This is a genomic window from Bradyrhizobium sp. 192 (assembly GCF_023100965.1).
Classification (GTDB): domain Bacteria; phylum Pseudomonadota; class Alphaproteobacteria; order Rhizobiales; family Xanthobacteraceae; genus Bradyrhizobium; species Bradyrhizobium symbiodeficiens.
This window is the reverse complement of record NZ_CP064690.1, coordinates 1,027,943-1,046,377: the sequence shown is the minus strand read 5'-3', so window position 1 is coordinate 1,046,377 and position 18,435 is coordinate 1,027,943. Positions and strand designations below refer to the sequence as shown.

The window sequence follows — 18,435 nt, the reverse complement described above, 5'->3', positions numbered from 1 at the left end:
CCTTTCTGAAGCGCCCCGCAAGCTCACGCCGCGCGCCCCTGAAGTCCCTGATCGTCGCGCAGGGCCGATTTTGCGAATTGCTCGATCGCTTCGAGCGTCGCTCCCGACGCTTCACGATGCGGGGAATGGCCCACGCCTGGAATGACAGTCAGATCGACCGGGCAGTAGCACTCATCCTGCGCGATCGCGGCCTGACGCAGTGTCCCATATTGGTCGCCTGCCCCCTGCAGGACCATCATGGGAACGCGGATATAGGCGAGATATTCCGAGATGTCCCAATCGCGGAATTTCGGATCGAGCCAGGCGCCGTTCCAGCCGTAGAAGGCGTTGTCGACGTCCTTGTGCCAGCGCGCGAGCTTTGCCTTCAGGTCGGTGGTCTCGAATGCCGTCTTGATGGCGGCAATGGATGTCACCGAGATGTCCTCGACGATGAAATGCGGGGCGAGGAGCACGAGGCCCTGCAGGCGATGATCCTGATGCGCGCCGGCGTAGATCGTCGCGATCGAGGCGCCGTCGGAATGGCCGAGCAGCAGGCCGCACCTGAAGCCGATCGCGTCGAGCAGCTTCGGCAGCACGTCCAGCGCCTCGCGCTGCATGTAGTCGAGCGGCCGCGGCAACGTAACCGGGTTGGACTGTCCGTAACCCGCGCGCGAATAGGCAAAGATGCCGGCGCCGGTCGCTTGTTGCAGCTTCTCCGGGAAATCGCCCCAGAGGCCGACGCAGCCGAGACCTTCGTGCAGCATGACGATGGTCGGCGCGTCAGCGGATGCGGGCGCAAGCCATTTGTATTCGAGGCTGGCGCTGCCGATGGTGAGGAAGCCGGTAGGTGTGAGATTGGTCATGCTATTGCTCTTGTCTCTCCGCCGTCATGCCCGGGCTTGACCCGGGCATCCACGTCTTTCGTCAACCGCGGCTGCGTGGATGGCCGGGTCAAGCCCGGCCAGGACGGCCTGTTGCACGTGGCCAACTATTGCGCCCCTTCCCGCAGCTTGAACCGCTGGATCTTTCCGGTCGCCGTCTTCGGCAAGGACTCCACCACGTCGATCCAGCGCGGATATTTCCACGGGCCGATCTTCTGCTTGACGTGCTCCTTCAGCATCTCCTGCAGATCCACAGTGGTCGCGCCCGGGCGCAGCACGACGAAGGCCTTCGGCTTCAACAGTCCTTCGGGATCGGCCTCGGGCACGACGGCGGCTTCCAGCACGGCCGGATGGATGATCAGCGCGCTCTCGACCTCGAAGGGCGAGACCCAGATGCCGGAGACCTTGAACATGTCGTCGGCGCGGCCGCAGAAGGTGTAGCGGCCTTCCGCGTCGCGCACATATTTGTCGCCGGTGCGGGTCCACGGGCCCTCGAAGGTGCGGCGGCTCTTGTGGCGCTGATTCCAGTAGCCCTCGCCAGCCGAGGGCGCATCGACCAGGAGCTCACCGACCTCGCCGTCGGCGACGTCCTGGCCGGCCTCGTTGACCAGCCGCACCGCATAGCCCGGCACGGGCTTGCCGGAGCAGCCGTATTTGATGTCGCCGGGCGCGTTCGACAGGAAGATGTGCAGCAGCTCGGTCGAGCCGACGCCGTCGAGAATGTCGACGCTGAAGCGCGACTTCCAGCTGTTGCCGACGGATTCCGGCAGCGCCTCGCCGGCCGAGGTGCAGATGCGCAAGGCGCCGCCGCCGCGCTCGGCCTTCATCGCCTCGTCATTGAGCATCGCGGCGAACAGGGTCGGCACGCCGTAGAAGATCGACGGCTTGTAGCGGTTCATCAGGTCGAACATGCGCGCCGGCGTCGGCCGCTCGCTGTTGAGGATCACGCTGGCGCCGACCGACATCGGAAAAGTCAACGCGTTGCCGAGCCCGTAGGCGAAGAACAGCTTGGCCGCGGAGAGACACACGTCGCTCTCGCGGATGCCGAGCACCTGCTTGGCGTAGGTGTCGGCGGTCGCCTGCAAATTGGAATGGATATGACGCACGCCCTTGGGCATGCCGGTCGAGCCGGACGAGTAGAGCCAGAACGCCGGCTCGTCCGGATGCGTCGCGGCGGTGGCGAACTGATCGCTCTCGCCGGCGAGCTCTTCGGCGAGCTGCTTGTGACCGTTCTGCTTGGCACCGGAGACCACGACATGCTCGAGATCGGGCATGCGGCCGACGACGTCCTTGATGACGGGATAAAGCGCCTCGGAGACGAACAGCACGCGGGCGCGGCAGTCGGCGAGGATGTAGGCGTACTGGTCCGCGGTCAGCAGCGTGTTGAGCGGCACCGGCACGATGCCGGCGCGGATCGCGCCCAGGAACACCACCGGGAAATCGACCGTATCGAGCATGATCATCGCCACGCGCTCCTCGCGGCGGACGCCGAGCCGGCGCAGCATGTTGGCGGCGCGGCAGCTCTGTTGCTGGAGCTCGCCATAGGTGAGCCGCGAGACGGTGTCGTCGAAGGCCAGCTTGTTGCCCCGGCCTTCCCTGACGTTACGGTCGAGCAGCCAGGTCACCGCGTTGTAGGATCCCTCGCTCACGGACTTCTCCCCCGAATTTAGAATTATAATTCATAGAAAGACACCGCGGCGGCTTGCTGTCAATGCCAGCAGGCACTATGTTTCATTAAAGCGCGCCGAAGGACTTCCTTCAAGAGGACATCCGCAAAGAAGGACCATGACCGACAGTCCCGACGCCGAATCCCATTTCCTCGAACAGCTCGGCCAGCGGGTGCGCACCATGCGCGCACTGCGCGGCATGTCGCGCAAAGTGCTCGCCAAGGTGTCGGGGATTTCGGAGCGCTACATCGCGCAGCTCGAAAGCGGCAAGGGCAATGTCTCAATCGTGCTGTTGCGCCGCGTCTCCGACGCGATGGGCGCGCATCTCGAGGATCTGTTGCCAAGCGCCGATCCGACGCCGGACTGGCAGATGTTTCGCGATCTCCTGCGCAAGGCCACGCCTGCCCAGATCGCGCAGGCGAAAGATCTGCTCGCCGGCGGCAGCGCCACCGCGCCGCGGCGCGCGCCGTTCTGCGGCATCGCGCTGATCGGCCTGCGCGGCGCCGGCAAATCCACACTCGGCAAGATTTTGGCGAAGAAGGTCGGCTGGAGCTTCGTCGAGCTCAACAAGGAGGTCGAGCAGCAGAACGGGCTCTCGGTCGCCGAGATCATCGCGCTCTACGGCCAGGAAGGTTTTCGCCGCATGGAGCAGGCGGCGCTGCAACAACTGCTCGCCCGCAACGAACTGATGGTGCTGGCGACCGGCGGCGGCATCGTCTCCGAGCCCTTGACCTTCGACCAGATCCTTAGCTCGTTCTACACGATCTGGCTGAAGGCCGAGCCCGAGGAGCACATGGCCCGCGTCCGTCGCCAGGGCGATCTGCGCCCGATGGCCGACGATCGCTCCGCGATGGCCGAACTGCGCAACATTTTGCTGAGCCGCGAGCCGCTGTACGCGCGGGCGACGGCTGTGGTGGATACGGCGGGTCTTTCCGTCGATGCCGCAGCAGCGCGGCTGATCGATGCGGTGCGCCCGGTGCTGCAGAACGAAGCCCGCAGCTTCGGGCTGCGCAGCGTGGCGCTGTAGAGATGTCCGACACCGACGTTACCACCTCCATGTTCGAGCGGATCGGCGGCCGCGCCACGATCGACGCCCTCGTCGACCGCTTCTACGACCGCATGGAAACTTTGCCGGAAGCCAAGGTGATCCGCGCGATGCATGCGGACGATCTCGGCCTGATCAGGGACGTCTTGAAGCGCTATCTCACCGAATGGACCGGCGGGCCCAAGCTCTATTCCCCGGAGAAAGGCCATCCGAGATTGCGGCAGCGACACCTCGGCTTCGCCATCGGCGATGCCGAGCGCGACGCGTGGATGCTCTGCATGCGCGGCGCGATGGAGGAGACGGTGACTGATGCCGCCGCGCGGCAGGACCTCGATCGCGCGATCTCGGGCCTCGCCGACTGGATGCGCAACCGCTAATCGCCGACTAAACTCACTGTTGGTCGGACGCCGCAGCGGCGCTATGCTGTACCGCAAGCAGTGAGATATCCGATGGACGCTTTGTCGGTTCCCGATGTCGTCAACAGGCCGGCTTCTCCACACCTCGCTCATATCGTCTCCGGCATCTCGTTCTACCGCGAGAATGGTCTGGGTCTGGCCTCGTTTCGGCACGCAGCGCCACTCGCACTGCCGCTCCTCATCAGTCTGGGAACGCCATTCCGGATTGCGCTCGGCCGCGAGCCCAACAGTGGGGATGCCCAGCCGAGCTTTGTAGCCGGTCTTTTTCCAGGACCGGTGCAGATCGAATCCGACGGCCGCGCCGCCTGCGTTCAGATCGATTTCACGCCGCTCGGCGCATTTCGCTTCCATGGCGGAGCAGTGGCCGACCTGACGGCCCAAATGATCGATCTCGGCGATGTCCTAGGTCGCGAGGGCCGCAGGCTCGCCGAGATGGTGGCTGATGCCCGGGAATGGCCACAACGCTTCGCGATCGTCGAGGATTTCGTTCACCGACGCGCCGTGCACGAACCGTCCCCGGCGATCGCTGCGGCTCTCGATGCACTGTGCCGCAGCGGGGGAACATCGAGGATCGGCGCACTTGCCACCGAGGTCGGCTGGAGCCGCAAGCATCTCGCACGCCGCTTTCAGCAGGAGATCGGCGTCGCGCCCAAGACCTTGGCCCAGATGCTGCGCTTTCACAGGGCCTGCGGCCTTGCGCGCAGCCGAACCGGCACGGGGTGGGCATCCATCGCCATCGATGCCGGCTATGCCGACCAAGCCCATCTGGCCCGCGACTTCCGGATCTTCAGCGGCGAGACGCCGACCGCGTGGGCGGCGCGGATACAGGGCACCGACTCGCGCCTGGCCCGCGCCGCCGCGGGATAGACAAGGTCCCATTTGTTCAAGCCCCCGCAGAAGCGTCCGGCTAAGGTTCGGTCGTTCGCAATCCGGAGAGTTTCATGAGTTTGCAAGTCGACAGAGAAGCGCCACGCCTGTTCCATACGATGCGCTGCAACGACGCCGAGGCAATGATCACCTGGCTGAAAGACGTTCTGGGATTCAGTGAGCGCGTTGTCTACCGGCGCGACGGCATCGTCGCCCACGCCGAGTTGGCGTTGGGATCCTCGATCCTGATGCTGGGTGCGCAACGAGACGATGCTTACGCCAAGCGCGTGGGAGAGGTCGACGGCCGCCGGACGGACGCCGTCTATCTTGCCGTTGACGATCCCGACGCGCTTTATGAGAAGGTCAAGACAGCCGGCGCCCGCATCGAACTGGAGCCTTACAACACCGACTATGGCAGCCGCGATTTCTCCGCGCGCGACCCCGAGGGCGGCCTTTGGAGCTTTGGGACCTACTGGCCCAAGGTTGGAGACACGCCACTGCCGGATTGAGCGGGCGCGGTATCGATCCGGTGGATGACCGATCTGCGAAAGCTCTGAACCAAATCGACCTTCGGGTTTCAGTGTCGTTCGAAAGGAAAAGGCCCTAAGCTCCGGACATGACCGACACCCTTCCCGACACCATCCGCCGCCTCTACACCGATCCTGGCGAGTACATCGACAGCGATCACCCCGCCGTGGAGCAATTCGCGGCTGACGCCGTGCGCGCGGATGCGAGCGCGCGCGAGAAGGCCAGCCGGCTCTACAAGGCGGTGCGCGACGGCATCCGTTACAACCCCTATGTGAGCATGCGCATCGCCGAGACCTTTCGCGCCTCGAGCGTGCTTGCCGCCGGGCAAGGCTATTGCGTCGGCAAGGCTTCGCTCTATGCCGCCGCCTGCCGCGTCCACGGCATTCCCGCGCGCGTCGGATTCGCCGACGTGAAGAACCATCTCACGACAGAAAAGCTGCGGCAGAGCATGGGTACCGACATCTTTACCTGGCACGGTTTCACGGAAGTCCATGTCGACGGCGCCTGGCGCAAGGCGACGCCGACCTTCAACGACACGCTCTGCGCCAAGGTCGGCGTGGCGCCGCTCGATTTCGACGGCCACACCGATGCGCTGCTGCATCCCTTCGACGGGGAGGGGCGCGCCTACATGCAATATGTCAACGACCGCGGCACCTATCACGACGTGCCAGCGAAATTCCTGATGCGCGAGATGGCGCGCGATTACGCCAACATGCAGGGCGAGGATCTGTCGGGACGCGACATGGAGCGCGAGGCGGAAGGGCGATAGGGCGAAGTGCCCCGTGGTCAGACGACCGAACCGACCGCGAGCGTGCGGCGATCTTGCTGGACAGCATCCGGAACCCTCCTCTCCAGCTCCTCGATCATGCCGCGCGCGATTTCCCGCTCGCCCATGATGACGACATCAGCCCCAAGCCCCTTGAGATGGTCGACCTCGGCATCCGCGTGCGCCCGCGCGATGATGCGGATATCCGGATTGGCCGCGCGCGCTTGCTGCACGATCTGTCCCGCCTCGAACGCTTCGGGGATCGCGATCACGAGATGCCGTGCCCGTGACGGATTGGTGGCGCCGAAAACTTCGGGCTGAGCAGCGTTGCCCGTGACGGTCTCGATGCCGCTCTGCTTCAGCTTCGCCAGCAGGCTCTCTCCGACCTCGGCCACGAGGAACGGCAGCTGCCGCTGCTTCAGCGCATCACCGACGAGCGCACCGACGCGGCCATAGCCGATCACGATGGTATGATCCGTCAATTCCGTGGTTCGGATCACCTCGGTGACCGCGGCTGTCACCGCAGGCTCTTCGCGCCGCGGGTCGAGACGCGGCGCAAGCCAGGTGGCGGCGGCGAACATCAGCGGGTTGAGCATGATGGAGAGGATCGCGCCCGCCATGATCAGGTCGCGGCCCTCCTTGGGCAGGATCTGCGAGGCGACGCCGAGCTCGGCCAGGATGAAGGAGAACTCGCCGATCTGCGACAGGCTCGCCGAGATCGTCAGCGCCGTGGCGACAGGGTGGCGGAACACGACCACGATCAAATAGGCCGCGAGCGATTTGCCCAGCATGATGATCGCGAGGGTGGCAAGCAGCGGCCATGGCTCGCGGACCACGCTCATCGGATCGAACATCATGCCGACCGAGACGAAGAACAGCACGGCAAAGGCATCGCGCAGCGGCAACGATTCCTGCGCGGCGCGCGCGCTGAGCGGCGATTCCCGCAGCATCATGCCGGCGAAGAACGCGCCGAGCGCCAGCGAGACGTCGAACAGCTTGGTCGCGCCGAATGCGACGCACAGCGCGATCGCGAGCACGGCGAGACGGAACAATTCGCGCGAGCCGGTATGGGCGATGTAGTGCAGGATCCACGGGATCACCCGGCGGCCCACGACGAGCATCAGGCCGATGAACACGACGATCTTGACGAGGGTCAGCACCACGATGCCGGCGAGCCCGAAGCCGGCCTGCGCCGCGAGCGGCTCGAATGCGGGTATGCCCTCGGCGCCGCCCTGAAGGCTCGCGATCGCGGGGAACAGCACCAGCACGAGCACCATCGCGAGGTCCTCGACGATCAGCCAGCCGACGGCGATGCGTCCGCGGTCGGTCTCCATCAGACGGCGCTCCTGAAGCGCGCGAAGCAGTACGACGGTGCTCGCCACCGATAGCGCAAGGCCGAACACGAGCCCTGCCGGGATGCTCCAGCCCATCAGCCATGCAAGGCCCAGTCCCATCAATGTCGCAGCCGCGATCTGCACGACGGCGCCGGGCACGGCGATCTTCCGCACCGAAAGCAAATCCTGCAGCGAGAAATGCAGGCCGACGCCGAACATCAGCAGGATGATGCCGAGCTCGGCGAGCTCGGTGGCAAGTGCCTGGTCGGCAACGAAGCCGGGCGTGAACGGACCGACCGCGACTCCGGCGATGAGATATCCGACCAGCGGGGGGATGCGGAACCGCTGAGCAATGGTTCCGAATACGAAGGCTAGTCCGAGTCCGACGACGATAGTGGCGATGAGAGGTGTTTCATGCGGCATTTTTGCCTTGTGACACAGCGAGCACGCTGGCGCACCGCGACCTGTGCGCGCGGGTCGCAACTCACAACAATTGCGAGCTCACGGATGCCGCGCCATCGCGCAGCAGCGGCAGGAAACGCTCGATCAATTCCTGCGCCTGCACGCGGTCGACATGGGCTCCCATGTTGATCGCGGCCACGATCACATTGTCGTAACGACGCACCGGAACCGAGATCGAGCGGAAATGCGGCTCGGCCTCGCGATCGACCAGCGAATAGCCCTGGGCGCGGTCGGCGACGATGCGCGAGAGCAGCGTCTTGGGATTGGTCTCGGTTTGCGGCGTCAACGCCTCGCGCGTCATCTTATTCAGGCGCGCCGTGAGATCGGCATCATTGAGCTGGCCGAGCATGGCGCGGCCGACCGAGGTGCAGAAGGCGGGCAGCCGGTAGCCGATTTCGAGTCCACCGGAAAACATCCGCGCCGGACTGCTGCGGGCGACGAAGACGACATCGTCGCCATCGAGTACCGCGAGCGAGGAGATTTCGTTTGCCGCGATCGCGACACGATCGAGCACCGGTTGCAGGACAGTCACGAGCTGGTTGGAGCGCAGATAGGACGCCGCCAGCGTCAGCACATGCGGCGTCAGCGAGAACAGCTTGCCGTCGCCGGAGACGTAGCCGCCGCGCTGCAGCGTGAACAGCATGCGCCGGGCCGTCGCGCGCGGCAGATCGGCGGCGCGCGCGAGATCGCTCAGCGTCATCGGACCTGCATTGGTGCCGAAGCATTGCAGCAGGCGCAGGCCGCGATCGAGGCTCTCGACGAAATCCGTCGCACGCTCGTCGTTCTCGCTCCGCTTCAGCTTGGGCATGTCGGGGGACAATCCTGCAAAATAGTGCTTGCTGCCGGTTCAACGCATGTCATAATTCGCACATTCGTTCAATAGGCGAACAAGCGCTATTCCGCACAAGGATGCCCCCGCCATGATGAGCCAGGAGCAGAACGACCTGATCACCCGCACCGGTCCCAGGGATCCCTGCGGCAGGCTGATGCGGAGCTACTGGCAGCCGGCGGCGCTGGTGGATGAGCTGCAAGGCGAGCGACCGATCCGTCCCGTCAAGCTGCTCGGCGAGAACCTGGTGCTGTTCCGCGACGAGACCGGACGCTACGGCCTGATTGATCGCCATTGCGCGCATCGCGGCGCCGATCTCGCCTTCGGACGGCTCGAGCATGGCGGCCTGCGCTGCGCCTTCCATGGCTGGCTGTTCGACGCCACCGGCCAATGCATCGAGACGCCGGCCGAGCCGAAGGACTCAAAGCTCTGCCAGAACATCAGGCAGCGTTCCTATCCCGTGGTCGAAAAGAGCGGCATCCTCTGGGCCTATCTCGGCGAGGGCGCGCCGCCTTCATTCCCGGAGATCGATTGTTTCGTCGCCCCTGGCACGCACACCTTTGCGTTCAAGGGCCACATGGCCTGCAACTGGCTGCAGGCCCTTGAAGTCGGCATCGATCCCGCGCACGCCTCCTACCTGCACCGCTTCTTCGAGGATGAGGACACCTCCACCGCCTACGGCAAGCAATTCCGCGGCGCCTCCGCCGGCTCCGACCTGCCGATGACGAAGATCCTGCGCGAATACGACCGGCCGATCATCAATGTCGAGCACACCGAATACGGCATGCGCCTGATCGCGCTGCGCGAGATCGACGAGGAGCGGACCCATGTGCGCGTGACCAACCAGCTGTTTCCGCATGCGTTCGTCATTCCCATGAGCACGGAGATGACGATTACGCAGTGGCACGTCCCGATCGACGACGAGAATTGCTACTGGTACGCGATCTTCACCAGCTATTCGAACCCCGTCGACAAGCAGAAGATGCGCGACCAGCGGCTCGAACTCTACGAGCTGCCGGATTACAAATCGCGCAAGAACCGAAGCAACGATTACGGGTTCGATCCGCACGAGCAGCAGACCGCGACCTATACCGGCATGGGCAACGACATCAACGTGCACGACCAATGGGCGGTGGAATCGATGGGCGCGATCCAGGACCGCACCCAGGAGCATCTCGGTTCGAGCGACAAGGCGATCGTGCAATATCGCCGCCTGCTGCGGCAGGAGATCGAGAAGGTCGGCGGCGGCGAGAAGCCGATGCTGTTCCTCGACGAGAGCAGGGCACGCAGCATCCAGGGACCGGCGACCATGGACGGCATCGGGCCGACCCAGGGCTGGGAGCTCTACTGGATGGAGGTCGACGTCAAGCGCCGCCGTGGCGCTCCTTGGGCCGCACCGGTACCGAAGGAGATCGCGGACAACGTGCACCGGCTGACGGCGGCGGAGTGACGTTCTTGCTCGGAGCCCGTAGGGTGGGCAAAGGCGCAACGCGCCGTGCCCACCATGCTTTCGTTCGGATGATAGACGCGGTGGGCACGCTTCGCTTTGCCCACCCTACGGCAGTTGAGGGAGCAACCAGGTGAGTTTCGTCGCGCGTCAAGCGCTGTGGTCGGATGAGCAGAGGGATGCCGCGTCGCGCATGCGCCGTCTCGTCGAGGAGAAGAACCTCGAAGTCATCCGCCTCGCCTTCCCCGACCAGCACGGCATCCTGCGCGGCAAGACCATCATCGCCTCGGAGGCAATCGCTTCGCTGGAGAGCGGCTGCTCCATCACCACCACCATGCTGGCCAAGGACACCTCGCACCGCACGGTATTTCCGGTGTTCACCGCGGGCGGCGGCTTCGGCATGAAGGAGATGGAGGGCGCGGCCGACGTGCTGATGGTCGCTGACCCCACCACGTTTCGCGTCTTGCCGTGGGCGCCGACCACAGGCTGGGTGCTGTGCGACCTTTATTTTGCCGACGGCCGCCCGGTGCCGTTCGCGACGCGCTCGCTCTATCGCAAGGCGCTCGACGAGCTCACCAGCCGCGGCCACGATTTCGTCGCGGGGCTCGAGGTCGAATTCCACATCTTCAAGCTCGACGATCCGCATATGCGGCCCGAAGATGCGGGACAGCCGGGCACGCCGCCCTCGGTGAGCCTGCTCAGCCACGGCTATCAATATCTCACCGAGCAGCGCTTCGATCAGATGGAGCCGGTGCTGGAGATTTTACGGCGCGACATCATCGCGCTCGGGCTGCCCTTGCGCTCGGTCGAGGTCGAGTTCGGGCCGAGCCAGTGCGAGTTCACCTTCGCGCCGCGAAAGGGAATCGAACCCGCCGACAACATGGTGCTGTTTCGTTCTGCCGTGAAGCAGATCGCGCGCCGGCACGGCTACCACGCCACCTTCATGTGCCGGCCGAAGCTGCCGAACGTGTTCGCCAGCGGCTGGCACCTGCATCAGTCGATCGTCTCCCGCGCGAGCAGCGAAAACCAGTTCATGGCTAAAGACGGCGGCGAACCGCTCAGCGCGTTCGGCCGCGCCTGGCTCGCGGGCCTGCTCGACCACGCCCGCGCCTCGACATTGTTCACGACCCCGACCATCAACGGCTACAAGCGCTACCGTTCCTATTCGCTGGCGCCGGACCGCGCGATCTGGGGCCGCGACAATCGCGGCGTGATGATCCGCGTGCTCGGCGGCGCCAATGATGCCGCCACGCGCCTGGAGAACCGCATCGGCGAGCCCGCCGCCAATCCCTATCTCTACATGGCCTCGCAGATCCTCTCGGGCCTCGACGGCGTCGACCGCAAGCTCGATCCCGGCCCGTCCGCCGACACGCCCTATGAGACCAAGGCGCCGCTGCTGCCGAAATCACTGCGCGATGCAGTCAGCGCACTGACGGACGATCCGTTCTTCCGCGAAAAGTTCGGGCCTGAGTTCGTGGATTATTACACCCACATCAAGAACGCCGAGATCGACCGCTTCCTGTCCGAGGTGACCGACTGGGAGCACCGCGAGTATTTCGAGGTGTTTTGATCGAGCTCGGTTATGCCGCCTTCGGCTTCTGCCTGAGGTAGAAGTAGGTCGGCAGAAGGCCCAGCGCGACGATCGCGACCATTACCCACCATCCGCGCTGAAATGCGACGAGGCGCTCCGGCAACGATGTGGGCGTACCGATGATGGCGACGAAGATCGCGACGCCCACCGCAAGCGAGGCCTGGCGGATCATGTTGATCACGCCGGAGCCCGTCGCGAAGGATGACGGGGGCAGTCCGGCGGCGCTGACGCCCATCAAGGTCGGGAAGGTCAATCCGACACCGATGCCGGTCGGAATCATGCCCATGATCACGAACGCCATGCTCGGCTCGGGACCGATCAGGGTTGCCCAAGCAACCAGACCGGCGGCGAAGACGACGATCCCGGCTGTGACAACGGGCGCGGCGCCGAAACGCGCGATCAGCCGGTTTGCGAACAGCAGCGACGTGATAGGCACCATCAGCGGCCCCGGTGCGATCGCGAGTCCCGTCTGCAACGCCGACCATCCCCACGCGGTCTGTTCCCACAGGGCCACCGACAGCAGCATCGCGCCAAACGCGGCCGAGTAAGGCGCCATCACCAGGGCGGCCCCGGTGAACTGGCGAATACGAAACAGCGCCGGATCTACGAATGGATTTTCGGTGCGGAAGCAGCGCCAGACAAATACGGCCAGCAGGATCGCGGCGACTGCAAAGCTGTAGCCGATGGACGGCGCGCGCAAACCCCAGTCGCTGACCTTGACGATGGCGAAGACGAGCGCACCGATGCCGCCCGTTACCAGCACTGCATCAAGGAATTTGGGGCGTGGCGCGTCATGGCCCTCAATCTCTGGAAGCTTCCACCAGCCGATCACCATGGCAGCAAGACCGATCGGGACGTTGACGAAAAAGATCCAGCGCCAGTTGACGGTCACGAGCATGCCGCCGACGACGGGCCCGAGGGCCGCGGCCAGACCACCAATCGCCGTCCAGGTGCGTACCGCGCTGCCGCGCTTCTCCGGGGCAAACACCGCCAGCAGCAATCCGAGCGAGGTCGGCGTCATCAGCGCGGCACCCGCCGCCTGGACGATGCGAAACGCGGTCAGCATTGCGACACCGTTAGCGGCGGCACAGGCTGCGGAGGCAACGGTAAAGAGGCCGACGCCGAGCAGAAAGCTGAGGTTCCTGCGGTGGCGTTCGGCCAGCCGGCCGAAGAACACCAGCAACGCCGCGTATGCGATCGCGTAGCCGTTCAGGACCCACGACATGTCGTCGAGCGAAGCGTCCTTGAAGTCTTGCCCGATGCTGGGGAGAGCGACGTTGACGATGAAGAGGTCGAGATTGGCCAGGCAAATGCCTACGCACACGATCGCCAGCACCGTGTTTGGGGAAGCCGACGGGCGGCGAGGCGCGGGCGATACCGAAAGATCAGGCGGCGCCGCACGTGCGAAGGTGCCGCGTTCGACACTGTTCATTGCTCAAGCCTTTTCTTCGACGACCAGCGACGTATTCCGGGCAATGCCGGCCAGGACGTTCCGCAGTTCGGCCGCCGCAGCTGCGCCGAACTCGGTCTCGAATTTCTCCTGCGCCTCACGCCAGAGCGGCCGCGCAGCATCGAGGCGCGCGGAGCCCGTCGGCGTCAGCATCACCCGCCGGCTCCGGCGATCGGCCTCATCCTGCTCCAGCACGACCAGCCCATCACGTTGCAACGGGCGCAGGTTCTGCCCGACGGTCGATTGGTCCATGACGAGCGCATCGGCGAGCTGGCCGATCGAGGGAGCGGCATCCCCCCGGCGGTTGATCTCGGCCAGAATCGCAAACTGCGTCGAACGGAGGCCCGAAGCCTCCAACGCGGAGTCGTAGAACTGCGACATCCGGCGCGACGCCTTGCGCAAAGCCCCACAGTTACAGCGATTTGGCTCGATCATTTGGCAACGCACGCATGGTCAGGGCAACCTCCCGATATCGGGATATCCCTGTATTTATACATGGATATCCCGATTATTGCGTTGCGTCAACTGACAGAGCTTGTGCGTGGCCGCGGCCTTTGCGCCCCGGGGCATTTTGCTGAACCTCACACCCTCGTGAGGCCACTTCGTCCCGCCTGTTCCGGCGACATCATTGCGTCCCGAACGAAGCCATTTTCCTCACCGCATGAAAAACGCAGGAAAGACACCGGGTCCATCGTTGCCTCTGATGATCAACAAAGGAGTCGGTCATGTGGAGTCAATTGCTCGGCCTGATTTATCGCCTGTCCTGCAGAACCACTCTGATCGAGATCGAGATGGTTCGCATGGTGCGCTAGTCGCCCATCATTGCGGATTGTGTAAGACGGATTGACCGGACCACGGAGAGTTTCATGCGCAAGCTGTTTCTGATCGCCGCGCTGTCGGTGCTCACGACGCAAGCTTATGCCGGCGGCTCGCGGAGCCTTAGCCTCGCGGCGACCAATGCAACCCAACAGATGCCCGAGCAGCCGGCGACGACCGCCGCGGTCGCGCCGCAGGCGACCCAGCCGCCGGCGAATGTCCAGACGGCGACCACCGCACCTGCTTCAACTGTGGCGGCAGCGCCGGCCGCAACAGCCGCCGCGCCGACTACCCGCACCACGGAAACAACCAAGCCGAAGCACCGTCGACCGTCCACCGAAGCACGCGTGATTCGCGAATTGCATCGGCATGGGATTTATTGGTGAGAGGACACGGCTCTCGCCTCCGCCATTGCGAGCGTAGCAGCAATCAAGAAGTGTACCGGTGGAGGGATTCTGGATTGCTTCGTCGCTTCGCTCCTCGCAATGACGGGGAGAGAGCGGGGCTCAGATCCCCAGATATTTATGCTGCAGATCCGGCTCGGCCATCAGTTCGTCCGACGTGCCGCTCCATACCGTCCTGCCGCGCTCGATGATGGTGTGGCGATCGCAGATGCGGGCGAGGTGGTCGACGTTCTTGTCGACGACCAGGATCGACTGGCCCCGACTCTTGAGCAGCGACAGGCAGTGCCAGATCTCTTCGCGGATCAGCGGCGCGAGGCCTTCGGTCGCCTCGTCCAGGATCAGCAGTTTCGGGTTGGTCATCAGCGCGCGGCCGATCGCCAGCATCTGCTGCTCGCCGCCGGAGAGCTGGTTGCCCATGTTGGCGGCGCGTTCGGCGAGGCGCGGAAACATCACGTAGATCGCGGCCAGCGTCCAGGGATTGGGGCTGCCGAAGCGGTCGGCGGCGGCCGCGACCAGATTTTCGCGCACGGTGAGGTTCGGAAAGATCTGGCGTCCTTCAGGGACCAGACCGACGCCGAGCTTTGCGATCCTGTAGGACGGAAGCTGCCTGACCTCGGCGCCCGCGAAACGAATGCTGCCGGCGCGGGCCGGCGTCAGGCCCATGATGGAGCGGATGGTCGTGGTCTTGCCCATGCCGTTGCGGCCCATCAGCGAGACCATCTCGCCCGGCTTGATCGACAGCGACAGGCCGAACAGCACCTGGGAGAGGCCGTAGCAGGTCTCGATGCCGTCGACTTCGAGCAGCGTGTCAGCCATGATGCGTCACCACGTGCTGGTCGCCGAGATAGGCGCGCTTGACGTCCTCGTTGGCACGGATCGCGGCCGGATCGCCCGAGGCGATGACGCGGCCATAGACCAGCACCGTGATGCGGTCGGCCAGCGCGAACACCGCCGGCATGTCGTGCTCGACCAGCACGATCGAGACTTCCTTGCGCAGCTCCTGGAGCAGCTTCACCATGCGCTGGGATTCGGTGACCCCCAGCCCAGCCATCGGCTCGTCGAGCAACAGCAGCTTCGGCTTGCTCGCCAGCGCCACCGCAAGCTCGAGCTCACGGCGCTCGCCATGGCTGAGCCTGTTCACCACGACATCGGCACGATGCAGCAGGCCGACGCGATCGAGCGCGGCGTGCGCGGTATCGCGCAGGGATCGCTCCTTGCGCGCATTGGCAAAGAAGCGGAACGAGGTGCCGGCATGAGCCTGCGCCGCCAGCGCGACGTTGTCGGCGGCGGTGAAGTCGAGCAGCAGCGAGGTGATCTGGAACGAACGCGCAAGACCGAGCGCGCAGCGGCGATGGGCCGGCAGATAGGTGATGTCGCGACCGCCCAACGAGACGCTACCGGAATGCGGCTCAAGATGCCCGGTGAGCTGGCTGATCAGCGTGGTCTTGCCGGCGCCGTTCGGGCCGATGATGGCGTGCAGCTCTCCGGCCGCGACGTCGAGCGAGACATTATCCGTCGCGATGATGCCGCCGAATCGGCGCACCAGCTTTTCGACGCGGAGCAGGGGTTCAGCCACGGCCGATCCTCCCCAGCAAGCCCATGATGCCGCCGCGTCCGAACAGCACGATCAACAGCAGCAGCGGGCCCATGATCAGCGCCCAGTATTCGGTGAGCTGCGACAGGAACTCTTCCAGCAGCAGATACACCACCGCGCCCACGACCGGGCCGAACAGCGTGCCCATGCCGCCCAGGATCACCATCACCATGAGGTCGCCGGAGCGCGTCCAGTACATCACGGCCGGGCTGACGAAATCGGTGTTGTTGGCGAGCAGCGCGCCGGCGAGGCCGCACATCGTCCCTGAAATGACGAAGCAGACGAGCTTATAGCGCTTGGCGGGAAAGCCGATCGCCTGCATGCGCTGCTCGTTGGAGCGCAAGCCCTGCACGACGAGGCCGAAGCGCGAATTGACGATGCGCCAGATCAGGAAGATGACACCGAGCAGGCAGGCGAGGCAGAGATAATAGAACTGCGTGCGGTTGGAGAGGTCGATCAGCCCGGAGAAGTCGCTGCGCTTGTAGACGGTCAGGCCGTCATCGCCGCCGTAGCGGGCAAGGCCGGAGGCGACGTAATAGGCCATCTGCGCGAAGGCAAGCGTGATCATGATGAAATAGACGCCGCGGGTGCGCAAGCTGAGTGCGCCGATCACGAGGCCGTAGATTGCGGAAGCCGCGAGCGCGACCGGAAACTGGATGAAGCCTGAGCCGACACCTTCCTGCGCCAGCATGCCGACCGCGTAGCCGCCGATGCCGAGATAGGCGGCGTGGCCGAAACTCATCATGCCGCCGAAACCCATGATGAGATTGAGACTCGCGGCCGCCAGCGCCAGGATGACGATGCGGGTGAACAGCGTCAGGATGAAGATGTTGCCGGAGAGTTGCGAATAGAGCGGCAGCAGCACGAGGCCGGCCAGCATCAGGGCCGTGACGGCCTTGCTCACAGTCAAACTCTTCATCGACGGTTGGCCGGAAACAGCCCCTCCGGCCGCACCACCAGCACGACCGCCATCAGCAGATAGATCAGCATGGAGGACAATGCGGGTGCGGCGGTGGAGGCGGCGGCGCCGCTCAGCACCTGCCGCAGCAGATTGGGCAGAAAGGCGCGGCCGAGCGTGTCGATCATGCCGACGAAGATCGCGGCGAGGAACGCGCCGCGGATCGAGCCGATGCCTCCGATCACGATGATGACGAAGGCGAGGATCAGGATGTTCTCGCCCATGCCGATCTGCACGGTGAGGATCGGCGCCTGCATCAGCCCGGCGAGGCCGGCGAGCGCGGCGCCGAGGCCGAACACCAGCGTGTAGAGCAGCTTGATGTTGATGCCGAGCGCGCCGATCATCTCGCGGTTGGAGGCGCCGGCGCGGATCAGCATGCCGATGCGCGTGCGCATCACCCCGAGATAGAGCAGCAGCGCCACCAGCAGCGCCACCACGATGATGGCGAGCCGATAGGCCGGATAGTGAATGCCGGGCAGGATCGGCACCGGCACCGTGAGCCAGGCCGGCAGCGGCAGCGCAAGGCCGGCCGGACCCCAGATCAACCGCACGGCTTCGTTGAAGAACAGGATCAGCCCGAAGGTTGCGAGCACGTGGTCGAGATGATCTCGCCCATAGAGATGCCGCAGCGCCGACATTTCGAGCACGATGCCGAGGATCAGCGTGGCGCCAAGCGCCAGCAGCGCGCCGAGCAGGAAGCTGCCGGTCCAGGCCGCGAAGGTCGCTGCGAAATAGGCGCCCATCATATAGAGCGAGCCGTGCGCGAGGTTGACGAGATCCATGATCCCGAACACCAGCGTCAGGCCGGCGGCGAGCAGGAACAGCAGCAGGCCGAACTGCAATCCGTTCAGGAACTGTTCGACGACGAGCAGCATCAAGACTCTTTCAGGCGCACGCGGTGTCGCGCCGATGTTCGAACATTGTCGCCATCAGTGAAAGAGCTCCCCCTTGCCTCATCAAGGCGGAAAAATGGGTAATGGCAGTATCGTTCCGAGGCAAGAGCGATTCGACACCGAACATGCACTTTGTTGCATGCCGGTGCATGTGATCGAATTGGCCTCGCAGAACGCCCTTGCAAGAAGGCTGCCGCGCCGGCTGGGGCAACCTGCCGCACCCAAACGATCGCCCTCCCCCCGTCGCCGGGAAGAGGGTGTGGAATTCTTGGGATCGATCAGATGCGTCTAGTGCGACGTCACCTGCCGGGAAAGGTCATCCGGTTCGGCGAGCACGCTGTTGGCCGTCGAGGCCTCCAGCGCCGCCATCCGGAACAGATAGGCGAGCGTCGCCAATCCGGTGTCCTCCGCCATCTGTGCCAGCTCGAGCGCCATGTCCGACATGTAGCCGAGATTCTCGTCCCTGATCTGCGCCATGATCTGGCTGTCCCGCATCATGTTCGACATC

Annotated in this window: 19 protein-coding genes; 8 read left to right on the top strand and 11 right to left on the bottom strand. The window is 64.8% G+C overall.

Features of this window, described 5'->3' with window-relative positions; translation table 11 throughout:
* Positions 1-23: 23 nt before the first annotated feature.
* A complete protein-coding gene (locus IVB24_RS04840) occupies positions 24-842 on the bottom strand; it encodes an alpha/beta hydrolase (RefSeq protein ID WP_247772214.1) in 819 nt (272 codons plus the stop codon).
* A gap of 125 nt (positions 843-967) precedes the next feature.
* Positions 968-2,509 carry a benzoate-CoA ligase family protein gene (locus IVB24_RS04835; protein ID WP_247772213.1) on the bottom strand — a complete coding sequence of 514 codons (1,542 nt, stop codon included), beginning with the start codon at positions 2,507-2,509 and terminating at the stop codon, positions 968-970.
* A gap of 136 nt (positions 2,510-2,645) precedes the next feature.
* On the opposite strand from IVB24_RS04835, the gene IVB24_RS04830 reads away from it, so the two are divergent.
* The 5 genes from IVB24_RS04830 to IVB24_RS04810 all read left to right on the top strand — a co-directional run bounded on the left by IVB24_RS04830 (position 2,646) and on the right by IVB24_RS04810 (position 6,152).
* Positions 2,646-3,554, top strand: a complete 909-nt coding sequence (locus IVB24_RS04830) for a helix-turn-helix transcriptional regulator (protein WP_094976343.1) — start codon at positions 2,646-2,648, stop codon at positions 3,552-3,554.
* 2 nt (positions 3,555-3,556) lie between these two features.
* Complete coding sequence (locus IVB24_RS04825; protein ID WP_247772212.1) at positions 3,557-3,949, top strand: group II truncated hemoglobin; 393 nt, start codon at positions 3,557-3,559, stop codon at positions 3,947-3,949.
* Positions 3,950-4,021: 72 nt separating this feature from the next.
* Positions 4,022-4,855: a helix-turn-helix domain-containing protein gene (locus IVB24_RS04820; RefSeq protein ID WP_166476456.1), complete on the top strand. Its 834-nt coding sequence runs from the start codon at positions 4,022-4,024 to the stop codon at positions 4,853-4,855.
* Positions 4,856-4,929: 74 nt separating this feature from the next.
* On the top strand, positions 4,930-5,364 hold the full coding sequence (locus tag IVB24_RS04815; protein WP_247772211.1) for a VOC family protein: 435 nt from the start codon (positions 4,930-4,932) through the stop codon (positions 5,362-5,364).
* A 107-nt stretch (positions 5,365-5,471) separates the two neighbouring features.
* Positions 5,472-6,152 carry a transglutaminase family protein gene (locus IVB24_RS04810; protein ID WP_247772210.1) on the top strand — a complete coding sequence of 227 codons (681 nt, stop codon included), beginning with the start codon at positions 5,472-5,474 and terminating at the stop codon, positions 6,150-6,152.
* Positions 6,153-6,169: 17 nt separating this feature from the next.
* Here the strand turns inward: IVB24_RS04810 and ybaL are convergent, their stop codons facing one another.
* Both ybaL and IVB24_RS04800 read right to left on the bottom strand, forming a co-directional pair.
* Positions 6,170-7,906 carry a YbaL family putative K(+) efflux transporter gene (ybaL, locus tag IVB24_RS04805; protein ID WP_247772209.1) on the bottom strand — a complete coding sequence of 579 codons (1,737 nt, stop codon included), beginning with the start codon at positions 7,904-7,906 and terminating at the stop codon, positions 6,170-6,172.
* A 61-nt stretch (positions 7,907-7,967) separates the two neighbouring features.
* The gene (locus IVB24_RS04800; protein ID WP_247772208.1) at positions 7,968-8,753 is read right to left on the bottom strand and encodes an IclR family transcriptional regulator C-terminal domain-containing protein; all 786 of its coding nucleotides are present in this window, start codon (positions 8,751-8,753) and stop codon (positions 7,968-7,970) included.
* A 112-nt stretch (positions 8,754-8,865) separates the two neighbouring features.
* Here IVB24_RS04800 and IVB24_RS04795 point away from each other — a divergent pair, with 112 nt between their 5' ends.
* Positions 8,866-10,224 (top strand): aromatic ring-hydroxylating dioxygenase subunit alpha, encoded by a 1,359-nt coding sequence (locus tag IVB24_RS04795; protein ID WP_247772207.1) that lies wholly within the window; start codon positions 8,866-8,868, stop codon positions 10,222-10,224.
* A 130-nt stretch (positions 10,225-10,354) separates the two neighbouring features.
* Positions 10,355-11,791, top strand: coding sequence for a glutamine synthetase family protein (locus tag IVB24_RS04790; RefSeq protein ID WP_247772206.1), 1,437 nt, complete (start codon positions 10,355-10,357; stop codon positions 11,789-11,791).
* A gap of 10 nt (positions 11,792-11,801) precedes the next feature.
* Here IVB24_RS04790 and IVB24_RS04785 read toward each other — a convergent pair whose 3' ends face one another.
* Together IVB24_RS04785 and IVB24_RS04780 are read right to left on the bottom strand one after the other, a co-directional pair.
* Positions 11,802-13,148, bottom strand: coding sequence for an MFS transporter (locus tag IVB24_RS04785; protein ID WP_247772205.1), 1,347 nt, complete (start codon positions 13,146-13,148; stop codon positions 11,802-11,804).
* A gap of 99 nt (positions 13,149-13,247) precedes the next feature.
* Positions 13,248-13,697: a MarR family winged helix-turn-helix transcriptional regulator gene (locus IVB24_RS04780; RefSeq protein WP_247772204.1), complete on the bottom strand. Its 450-nt coding sequence runs from the start codon at positions 13,695-13,697 to the stop codon at positions 13,248-13,250.
* A 431-nt stretch (positions 13,698-14,128) separates the two neighbouring features.
* On the opposite strand from IVB24_RS04780, the gene IVB24_RS04775 reads away from it, so the two are divergent.
* On the top strand, positions 14,129-14,464 hold the full coding sequence (locus IVB24_RS04775) for a hypothetical protein (RefSeq protein WP_247772203.1): 336 nt from the start codon (positions 14,129-14,131) through the stop codon (positions 14,462-14,464).
* A 120-nt stretch (positions 14,465-14,584) separates the two neighbouring features.
* Here the strand turns inward: IVB24_RS04775 and IVB24_RS04770 are convergent, their stop codons facing one another.
* From IVB24_RS04770 to IVB24_RS04750, 5 genes are all read right to left on the bottom strand, one after another.
* Positions 14,585-15,298 (bottom strand): ABC transporter ATP-binding protein, encoded by a 714-nt coding sequence (locus tag IVB24_RS04770; protein ID WP_094977030.1) that lies wholly within the window; start codon positions 15,296-15,298, stop codon positions 14,585-14,587.
* Positions 15,291-16,058 carry an ABC transporter ATP-binding protein gene (locus IVB24_RS04765; protein ID WP_247772202.1) on the bottom strand — a complete coding sequence of 256 codons (768 nt, stop codon included), beginning with the start codon at positions 16,056-16,058 and terminating at the stop codon, positions 15,291-15,293. The genes IVB24_RS04770 and IVB24_RS04765 overlap by 8 nt, the downstream gene beginning before the upstream one ends.
* Positions 16,051-16,995 (bottom strand): branched-chain amino acid ABC transporter permease, encoded by a 945-nt coding sequence (locus IVB24_RS04760; RefSeq protein WP_247772201.1) that lies wholly within the window; start codon positions 16,993-16,995, stop codon positions 16,051-16,053. Before IVB24_RS04760 ends, IVB24_RS04765 begins: the two co-directional genes overlap by 8 nt.
* A complete protein-coding gene (locus IVB24_RS04755; RefSeq protein WP_140481542.1) occupies positions 16,992-17,909 on the bottom strand; it encodes a branched-chain amino acid ABC transporter permease in 918 nt (305 codons plus the stop codon). The genes IVB24_RS04760 and IVB24_RS04755 overlap by 4 nt, the downstream gene beginning before the upstream one ends.
* 306 nt (positions 17,910-18,215) lie before the next feature.
* Entirely contained in the window at positions 18,216-18,434 is a 219-nt protein-coding gene (locus IVB24_RS04750; RefSeq protein WP_247772200.1) for a hypothetical protein, read from the bottom strand.
* Between the last annotated feature and the right edge of the window lies 1 nt (position 18,435).